This is a genomic window from Brooklawnia sp. (assembly GCF_049651565.1).
In the GTDB taxonomy this organism is placed as follows: Bacteria; Actinomycetota; Actinomycetes; order Propionibacteriales; family Propionibacteriaceae; genus Brooklawnia.
This window is the reverse complement of record NZ_JBASCI010000111.1, coordinates 1-8863: the sequence shown is the minus strand read 5'-3', so window position 1 is coordinate 8863 and position 8863 is coordinate 1. Positions and strand designations below refer to the sequence as shown.

7 protein-coding genes and 1 pseudogene are annotated in these 8863 nt (G+C 69.3%); 4 read left to right on the top strand and 4 right to left on the bottom strand.

The window, feature by feature from the left end; translation table 11 throughout:
- Nucleotides 1-2 precede the first annotated feature (2 nt).
- The 3 genes from WBL05_RS05150 to WBL05_RS05140 all read left to right on the top strand — a co-directional run bounded on the left by WBL05_RS05150 (nt 3) and on the right by WBL05_RS05140 (nt 3063).
- Entirely contained in the window at nt 3-161 is a 159-nt protein-coding gene (locus WBL05_RS05150; protein WP_424224204.1) for a bifunctional adenosylcobinamide kinase/adenosylcobinamide-phosphate guanylyltransferase, read from the top strand.
- Nucleotides 158-970, top strand: a complete 813-nt coding sequence (locus tag WBL05_RS05145) for an adenosylcobinamide-GDP ribazoletransferase (RefSeq protein ID WP_424224202.1) — start codon at nt 158-160, stop codon at nt 968-970. The genes WBL05_RS05150 and WBL05_RS05145 overlap by 4 nt, the downstream gene beginning before the upstream one ends.
- Nucleotides 971-1062: 92 nt before the next feature.
- Nucleotides 1063-3063 carry a DUF6541 family protein gene (locus WBL05_RS05140; RefSeq protein ID WP_424224200.1) on the top strand — a complete coding sequence of 667 codons (2001 nt, stop codon included), beginning with the start codon at nt 1063-1065 and terminating at the stop codon, nt 3061-3063.
- A 28-nt stretch (nt 3064-3091) separates the two neighbouring features.
- Here the strand turns inward: WBL05_RS05140 and WBL05_RS05135 are convergent, their stop codons facing one another.
- From WBL05_RS05135 to WBL05_RS05120, 4 genes are all read right to left on the bottom strand, one after another.
- Nucleotides 3092-4219 (bottom strand): YncE family protein, encoded by a 1128-nt coding sequence (locus tag WBL05_RS05135; protein WP_424224199.1) that lies wholly within the window; start codon nt 4217-4219, stop codon nt 3092-3094.
- Nucleotides 4220-4232: 13 nt separating this feature from the next.
- Entirely contained in the window at nt 4233-6539 is a 2307-nt protein-coding gene (locus WBL05_RS05130) for a putative Ig domain-containing protein (protein ID WP_424224198.1), read from the bottom strand.
- Nucleotides 6540-6732: 193 nt separating this feature from the next.
- Nucleotides 6733-7095: a DUF2304 domain-containing protein gene (locus WBL05_RS05125; RefSeq protein WP_424224197.1), complete on the bottom strand. Its 363-nt coding sequence runs from the start codon at nt 7093-7095 to the stop codon at nt 6733-6735.
- A gap of 9 nt (nt 7096-7104) precedes the next feature.
- Complete coding sequence (locus WBL05_RS05120; protein ID WP_424224196.1) at nt 7105-7773, bottom strand: glycosyltransferase family 2 protein; 669 nt, start codon at nt 7771-7773, stop codon at nt 7105-7107.
- Nucleotides 7774-7885: 112 nt separating this feature from the next.
- On the opposite strand from WBL05_RS05120, the pseudogene WBL05_RS05115 reads away from it, so the two are divergent.
- Nucleotides 7886-8863 (top strand): annotated as a pseudogene (locus WBL05_RS05115) (hypothetical protein); the annotation flags it as partial.

Below are 8863 nucleotides of genomic sequence, written 5' to 3'. Positions count from 1 at the left end.
CGGTGGTACTGGTCAGCAACGAGGTCGGGCAGGGCGTGGTGCCCGCCACCGCGTCGGGACGCCGGTTCCGCGACGAAATGGGCATCCTGAACTCCCGGGTGGCCGCCGCCTGCGACCGGGTGTACTTCTGCACCGCCGGCCTGCCGCAGAGGCTGAAGTGAGTCGAGCCGACAGCGGGCCGCGGCCACCCGGGCTGGCGCTGGCCGCCGGCCTGTTCAGTGTGGTGCCGATGCCGCCGGTGACCGACCTGACCCAAGACGACGTCCGGCGCGCCCTGACCTGGCTGCCGACGCTCGGGCTGGTGATCGGCTCGACGGGTGGGCTGGCCGGCGGGGCGGTGCTCTGGCGTACCGACGCCGATCTGTTGGCCGCAGTAGTGGCGGTACTGGCCATGCAGGCGCTGGTGGGTGCCATGCACCTGGACGGTCTGGCTGACGCCGCCGATGGCCTGGCTGCGCTGGGCTCCCGCAAGGCGGGCCGGGACGCCGCCCGGGCGATGGCGATCATGCGCGCGCCGGACACCGGGGCGATGGGGGTGGTCGCCATCGTCGGCGTCCTGCTGATCGACGTCGCTGCGCTGGCCACGGCCGTGAACCCACGCTCGCTGCTGGTGCTGGCAGCGCTGGCCGGACTGACCGGGCGGCTGGCGATCCTGCTGGCCACCCGGCCCGGGGTGCCGGCCGCACGTCCCGATGGTTTCGGTGCGTTGTTCGCCGGGGCGGCCCCGTTGCGGCAGGTGGTGGCCCAGTCGGTGTGCGGCGTCCTGATCGCCGGGGTGGCCGGTTGGTGGCTCGGCGGCTGGTGGGCCGCGGCCGGGCTGGTGGCCGCCGTCCTGGTCGCCCAGGTCGCGATGGCGGCCTGGACCGGCTGGCTGGTGCGGACGCTCGGTGGCCTGACCGGCGACCTGTTCGGGGCGATCAACGAAGTGGCGGCCGCGACCTTCCTGGTCACCGCTGCCCTGCTGCTGTGACCGGCGAGTTGCCACGGGTTTTGTCGGCGCCCGAGGCCACCATGTGATAATCAATGTCGGTTTGAGATCGGCGAACGGTGACTGGAGGATGAGTGGACTGGCTGAGCGCGGTGCCGTTCGTGGTGGTGGCAGCGATCCTGTTGATGGGTACCGGCCTGCTGGTCACCTCCGCTGCCCGGCTGCCATGGTTCGCCAGGTTCGCCTCAGCCCCCGCCGCCACCACCGCCGTGGCTGCGCTGACGGCAATCGTCTGCGGCCTGCTGGACGTCCGCTTCGGGCCCTGGCCGATGGTGGTCGGTCTGCTGGTCAGCGCCGGGCTGGCCTGGGGTGTGCGGCTGCTGCTCGACGCCTGGGACCGCCGGAACGGAATCTCGGAGCCGACCGCGGAGCTCGACCCGCAGCCCGCCGCTGACATTCCTGGCAACCGGCTGCAGCCCGCACCGGGCTGGCTCATCTGGGCCGCCGTGGTCGCCGGGTTGACGTTGATGGTGCGGCACTGGCGCAACATCCTGGGGCGCCCGGACGCGTTCTCGCAGACCTACGACAACATCTTCCACATGAACGCGGTCCGCTGGATCCTGGAGACCTGCAACGGTTCGTCGCTGAGCTTCGCCATGACCACCGGCTTCGATGACCCGATGTACTATCCGGCGGGCTGGCACGACGTGGTGGCGCTGGTCAACATGCTGGTCAGGGACGACAACGTCGCCCTGGCCATCAACGCCGTCACCCTGGTCGCGCTCGGGCTGATCTGGACCTCCGGCTGCCTGTTCCTGGTCCGCTCGATCACCAACGGCAACTGGGCGGTGCTGCTCGGCACTGCCGTGCTGTCGGCCAGCTTCGCCGCCTTCCCGTTCCTGCTGCTCGGGTTCGGTGTGTTGTACCCCAACTTCCTGGGGCTGTGCCTGCTGCCCGCCGGCCTCGCCCTGACCGTCCACGTGCTGGGCATCCAGTCCGGTCCGCCGCTGCACCTGCCGTCCACCATCCTGGTCGGCCTGCTGGTGCTGCTGGGCGCCGGGTTGGCCCACCCCAACGTCCTGCTGAGCTACGTGGTGATCCTGCTGCCGCTGCTCGCGGCCGGGGTCTGGAACGCCCTGCTTCGGCCCCGCGACTCCGGCTGGACGCGCCGCCTGCTGGTGCGCGGCGCCCTGTTCCTGCTCGCCATACCGGCGACGGTGATCGCGTGGGAGGTGCTGCGGCCCGCCGAGCACGAGGCGATCTGGCAGCCCTACCTGTCGATACCGGACGCGGTCGGCAACGGCATCCTGTTCTCCGCACCCCAGCTGTGGCCGGCCTGGCCGCTGGCGATCCTGTCGATGATCGGGGTCTACGCGGCCTTCCGGTGGCGCCGCAACCGGGCCTTCGTGATCGCCCACGGCCTGCTGCTCGGCCTGTGGGTGGTGGCGTCCGCCATGCCCGCCGGTGAGCTGCGCAGCTTCCTGGTCGGGGTCTGGTACAACGACTCCTACCGGTTGGCGAGCCTGCTGCCGATCACCGGGATCCCGCTGGCCGCGATGGGTGTCGAGCAGTTGGCGCACCTGGTGGACACCGGACTGGCCCGGGTGGCTGATGGCCGCAACCGCTTCCAGGCAGCCGTGGCGGTGGTGCTGGCGGTGCTGCTGGCGCTGACCACCCAGACCGCCAGCTGGCTGAACCGGGCCATCGACTCGTTCGCCGAGTCGTTCGCGCTCACCCCCCACTCCCCACTGGTCTCCACCGACGAGTACGCGATCATCCAGGCGGCCGGCACGATCGTCCCCGAGGGCACGGTCATCGCCACCAACCCGTGGAACGGCAGTTCGATGGTCTTCGCCCTGACCGGCATCCCGACCACCACCACGCACGTCTCCTACGTCCTCACCGAAGACCTGGCCGTGGTCAAGGACGAACTGGACGAAGCGGCGGTCTCCCCGGAGGTCTGCGAGGTGGTGCAGCGGATGAACATCGGTTACGCCCTCGACTTCGGGCCCCGGGAGGTGCACGGCGGCGACCACGAGTACGTGGGTTTCGACAGCCTGGCCGACGCGCCGGGCTTCGAGCTGGTCATCCAGCAGGGCCAGGCTGCGCTCTACGAGGTGACCGCCTGCCGCTGAGCAACGGCAACCCCCTCACGGGTGGTTGCTAGCGGGCCAGGACGGCAACCCGACCGACACCTTCCCCGTCGGTGCTGGTGACGTACAGTGTCCCGCTGGCCGGGTCGATGGTCATGTCGGTCAGCCCCGGGCCGATCGGAACCAGACCCACCACCGTCCCGGACGCCGCGTCGATGACCCGCAGCGAGTTCAGGGTCTGGACGTGGACGAGGCTGGCGTTGGCGTCCACCACGATGGCGGACGGGCCGTCCTCGACCGGGATGGTGTTGGTGACCTCCAGCGTCCCGGTGTCGACGACCGAGACCGTCGCCTCGGCTGCGTTCGCCACGTAGGCGAGGCCGCCGTCGGGATGGAACGCCAGGCCGGCCGGATTTCCGCCGACTTCGATCGTGCTGACCGCCGCCCTGGCCTCCGGGTCGACCACGGAGATCGCCCCACCTGAGGTGTCGACAACCCAGACCGCGCCGCTGACCGGGTCCACCGCCACCTTGCCGGGACGCTCGCCCACCTGGGCGGTCCAGCCGACCGCCCCGACCGCCAGGTTCACCGCGGACAGGGTGTTGTCCACGCTGTTGGTGACGAACAGGGTGGCGCCGTCGGACGACACCGCCACCGAGGTGGGCCGGGCACCAACCGCCACCGTTTCGACCAATTCACCACTGGCCAGATCGACGACCGCCACTGCGGCATCGCCGCTGATCGCCACGTAGGCCAGGGCGCCGTCCGGGCTGACCGCGATGTCCCGCGGACTGCGCCCGACGATCGTGGTGGCGAACTGTTGGCCGCTGGCCGGGTCGTAGCTGCCCATCGACCCCTCGAAGCGGTGCGAGACCAGCAGCTGGCCACCGGTCTGGTCGAACGTGACGGCGACCGGGTGCCGGGCCACCTCGTAGGTACCGACCACCTGCGGAATGGTCAGGCCCTCCGGATTGGCCGGGGTGCTGACCGAGGGCAGCCGGTCGACCGGTGACTCCTCGGCAGTGGCGGCCGGCTGCTCGGCTGCCGCGCTCGACGGGGCCTGCGCCGAGCGAGCGGCCGGTGTGTCAGCCGGGGACGGCGACGGTGTGACCTCGGCGGTCCCGGAGTTGGAGCAGCCCACCACCAGGGCCGGCACGCACACCAGGGCGGCGAGCCACCGCTTGCGATTGGTGATCACCTTTGCCAGCTCCTCAGTAGTAGTAGATGGGATCGGGGTCGAAGTACGCCACGCCGGGTTCCGGGTCGTAGCCGAGCAGCATCGGCACCGTCACCAGGGTGTACCCCTCGGCCTGCAGGTCGTCGATGATGTACGGAATCGCCGCTGCGGTGGCCGAGTAGCCGTCGTGCATCAGGATGACGCTGTTCCGGCTGGCCATCTCGACGGTGTCCAGGTGCAGCCAGTTGGAGTTGGTGTACTCGTAGTCGAAGGTGTTGTCGGTCCACATGATGGTGGCCATTCCCAGGTCACCCGCGATGTCCCGGATGGTGGGGTTGTAGTAGCCGTAGTTGGGCCGGTACATGTCCGGCCAGGCGCCGGTGGCGTCCTCGATGGCCTGGGCGGCGGCGTTGAAGTCGTACCGGACGTAGTTGGGACCGTAGTTGGTGTAGTACAGGTGCTCCCAGCCGTGCATGCCGATCGCCATGCCCAGGTTGTGCTTGTAGCTCACCTCACCAGGCCGGGCGCGGACGTTCACGCCGACGTCGAAGAAGGTGGCGGTGGCGTCGCGGTCGGCGAAGGCCTCTGCGAGGGTGCCCGAGTACGCCAGCGGGCCGTCGTCGAAGGTGATCGCGATGCACCGCAGGACGTCGCAGTTGTTCTCCCAGGTGATCTCGATCCAGACCCACCGCGACGCCTGCCGGCCGCCGCTGTCGGTGACGGTCACGTAGAAGTCGTCATCGAACTCCTGCGACGGGGTGCCGGTGATGGTGCCGTTGCTGTTCAGCGAGAGCCCGGACGGCAGCCCGGACGCCGACCAAGTGTAGGGCGTGATGCCGCCGGTGGCCGACAGCGATGCGCTGTACCCCTCACCCTCCACCCCGAGCGGCAGCTCGGAGGTGGTCACCTGCAGGGCCTGGTTCACCGTCAGGGTGAGGTTGCGGTTGACCGACACGCCGCGGTTGTCGGTGGCGGTCACCGTCACGTTCCGGCTGCCGGCCGCCGACGGGGTGCCGGTGATCTGGCCGCCGGCGGTCATCGAAAGCCCGGCCGGCAGGTTGCTGGCCGACCAGGTGTACGGCGCGGCGCCGCCCTGCGCGGCGAGCGTCGCCTGGTACGAGTAACCGGCGACACCGGTCGGCAACGAGTCGGTGCTGATCACCAGTCGCGCGCTCACCTGGAGTCTCAGCTCGACGGTCGCGGTCTCGGCGGGACTCTGGCTGTCCTGCACCGTCACCCGCACGGTGCTGGTTCCCGACCCGGTCGGGGTTCCGGTGATGGTGCCGTCGCTGGCCGAGATCTGCAGCCCAGCCGGCAGACCGGTCGCCGACCACGTGTAGGGCCCGACGCCGCCGTCCGCGGTGAGGATGGCGGTGTAGGACACCCCGATGGTGGCGTCCGGCAACTGGGTGGTCTCGATGACCAGCGGATCGGGGGTTTCCTTCACCTCGATCGGCAACACCCGACTGGCCATCTCACCGTTGGCGTCGGCGACGGTTACGGTGACCTGGGCCTGACCGGCCGTCGTCGGCGTCCCGGAGACCAGGCCGCTGGAGCTGATCTCCAGCCCTTCCGGCAGTCCGGTGGCGCTCCAGGTGTACGGCTGCTGCCCGCCGTTGGCGTAGAGCTGCAACCGGTAGTCGTGATCGACCACCGCACCGGGGAAGGAGGCCGTCAGCACCTTGAGGGTACTCGGGTTGGCCAGGTTGAATATGAAGACGGCCATCATCTCGCGGGACACCGGCTCCCAGGCATTGAAGACGCCGTTGTCGACGTCGTCGGCGATGCCCGTGTAGGCCATCCAGTTCATCTCCTTGTAGAACTGGGTGGACGGAGTGATGTCGCGGAACGGTGAAGTGGCCGGCGGTGTGTATTCGGGTTCGCCGGCGACGCGGTAGATGAAGGCGGACATCGCGTCCCGAAGGGTGGTGTCCCAAGGCCGGTAGGTGCCGTCAGGCCAGCCGGTGCTGATGCCGGTGGCCTTCATCCACGACATCTCCTTGTAGAACTGGATCGAAGGCCAGATGTCGGTGAAGGGAGAGACCGCCGGCGCGGTGTAGGCCGGCTCCCCCTGGTAGCGGTAGAAGAACGCTGCCATGGCGTCCCGGTCGACCTGCTGGGACGGCCGGTAGGTGCCGTCCGGCCAACCGGTGGAGATGCCCTGTTCCCACATCCAAGCGATCTCGGTGTAGTGCGGATGCGATGTCGGCACATCGCTGAACGGTGACACCGCCGGTGGATCGTAGGCCTGCGCCGGCGCCGGGGCGGCCAGCATCGCCATGAGCACCGCGACCGCTGCCGCCAGCAGGGCACGTATCCGGGTCGTCGTTGATCGCTTCATGCTGAAACGCGCCATCCTTGGGCTCCCTCAGAAATGGAACGGTCCCCCTCGACCGGACCTCCTGAATCATGTTGTCACACCAGACAACGTATGTGAACACCTGTTCAGGAATGATCTTGCGGGCCCGGTGGCGGCAGCCGGACGCCGGCGTGGACGCGGCGGAGTGTCCCGCCGCTGGCGCGTCGTTGGGCGGCTACTCGCCCGGGTGAACCGTCGCCGGATCGGGGGCCCTGGAGATGGCAACCTCACGGGCCAGGTCGGTTATCCTGCGGTCGGTGGCCGCGGACTGGTTGCGGGCGGCCACCATGTGGCCGAAGAACAGCACGGTCACCACGTAGACCACCAGGTCGGTACCGCGACCGACACCCACCAACGCGGCCAACTCCGACAACCAGTCGGGGTTGAGGACGGCGAGGATGGCGACCACTATCAGCAGCAGGGTCACGATGCGCCTGATCGCCAACGGCCGGGCACCCTGGCGTGGTATCACCATGATGATGCCCATGATGACGAACAGGCCGATCAGGACGACCTTGATGATCAACTGACTGTCCATGGGATGCTCCTAGCCGAAGATCAGGTCGTAGAGGATGTTGACCGAGTTCCAGATCGACTGTCCCTTGGCCCGCGAGTAGTCGGTGTACAGGATGTGCACCGGGTACTCCTCGTAGCGCAGCTTGTTGTTGGCGATCTCGCGCAGGAACTCAGACCCGTGCGCCATCCGGTTCTGTTGGATGCGGATCGACGAGCAGGCGTGTCGGTTGAGTGCGCGCAGGCCGTTGTGGGTGCCGGTGACCTTCATCCCGGTGCTGATCCGCTCGAACTGCACCGCCAGCTTCAGCACCACCCGCTTCAGCGCACCGGCCTCGATCGGCTTGCCGAGGAAGCGGGAACCCAGCACCACGTCGACGTCGCCGGCACGGAGCCGTTCCACCATGGCGATGGCGTCGCTCACCTGGTGCTGCCCGTCGGAGTCGAAGGTGACGAAGTAGTTGGCGGCGGGGTCGCGCAGCGCGTAGCTCATGCCGGTCTGTAGCGCCGCACCCTGGCCGAGGTTGATCGGGTGGTCCACCACGACGGCGCCGGCTTCGCGGGCCACCTTGCCCGAGTCGTCGGTGGACCCATCGTTGACGCAGACGACCTTGGCGAACTCCTTGCGGGCGTTGACGATCACGTCACCGACGACAGTGGCTTCGTTGTACAGCGGAACGATTAGCCAGGTGTCGGTGATCATGGGCGCGCGTCCTTCGAGGAGTTCGTAGGGTGCAGGACGCGGTTAGCATAGCAGTCAGGTTTTCAGCCCCCGGCCAGCCATTTGGCCGAGTCGTGACCAGGCGGAAGAGCCGATGCCCAGGCACCAGCCGCAGTTGATCCCGGACGCCGGACCGGAGTTCGCGCCGAGCGGCGCGTCCGGCACCGGGCTGTACCCGGGCGAGGTCTGGCGCTACCAACTCGGCGAGGCAGCCCACTTGGTGTTGCCACTGCCGGCGTGGACCCCGCAGCCCGGCAGCAGCCTGCAGATAGCCGTGTTCCCCGAGTGGTCGGGGACCGGCTTTGACCCCTGCCGGTTGGGGCTCATCGCGGCCGGCCTCGACGGCTCCCGCAGCATCCTGCTCGACCAGCACGGCCATCCGCTGGATGGCGAACTGCGCTGCCTGGTCGCCGACCAGTGGAACCTGCTCGACCTCGACCTCGAGCCCGTGGCCGGGCGACGGCTCGGCAGGGTCGAGCTGGTGCTGCCGGCCGGCAGCGGGCGCGGCTGGTTGCAGGTGCTCGGCGTCCACCCCAGGCCCGGTGAACCGGAGGACGTGGTGACCCGCGCGGTGACCACCCGGGGCAGCCACTCCGGGTACCGGTTCAGCCGGGGCAACACCTACCCGGCGGTCTGCCTGCCCCATGGTTTCGTCTTCGCCACCCCGGTCACCGATGCCGACACCACGCGCTGGATCTACCGCTGGGCGTCCGACGGTCCGCTGCCCAGGCTGCAGGCGCTCGCGCTCAGCCACCAGCCGAGCCCGTGGCTGGGTGAGCGGAACTCGGCCCAGGTGATGCCGTGGTTCGGCGAACCGCAGCGTTCGCCGGCCGGGCGGGCGCTCGAGTTCGACCACCGCACCGAACAGGCCCACCCGCACAACTATCGCGTCCGGTTGCGGACCGCTGACACGGGCCACCAGGTGCAGGCCGAGCTCACCCCCACCCAGCACGGCGCCGCGTTCCGGTTCCGGTTCGCCGGCCCGAGCGGCCCGCGTGGGGTGCTGTTCGACCAGCTGGGCACGGCCGACCTGCGGTTCAACCCGCTGCCGGACGGACGCCTGGGCCTGGCC

What these genes read in the sequence shown, in the direction of transcription:
- WBL05_RS05130 (WP_424224198.1), bottom strand. Translation starts at nt 6,539, where the DNA reads ATGAAGCGATCAACGACGACCCGGATACGTGCCCTGCTGGCGGCAGCG.
- WBL05_RS05125 (WP_424224197.1), bottom strand. Translation starts at nt 7,095, where the DNA reads ATGGACAGTCAGTTGATCATCAAGGTCGTCCTGATCGGCCTGTTCGTC.
- WBL05_RS05120 (WP_424224196.1), bottom strand. Translation starts at nt 7,773, where the DNA reads ATGATCACCGACACCTGGCTAATCGTTCCGCTGTACAACGAAGCCACT.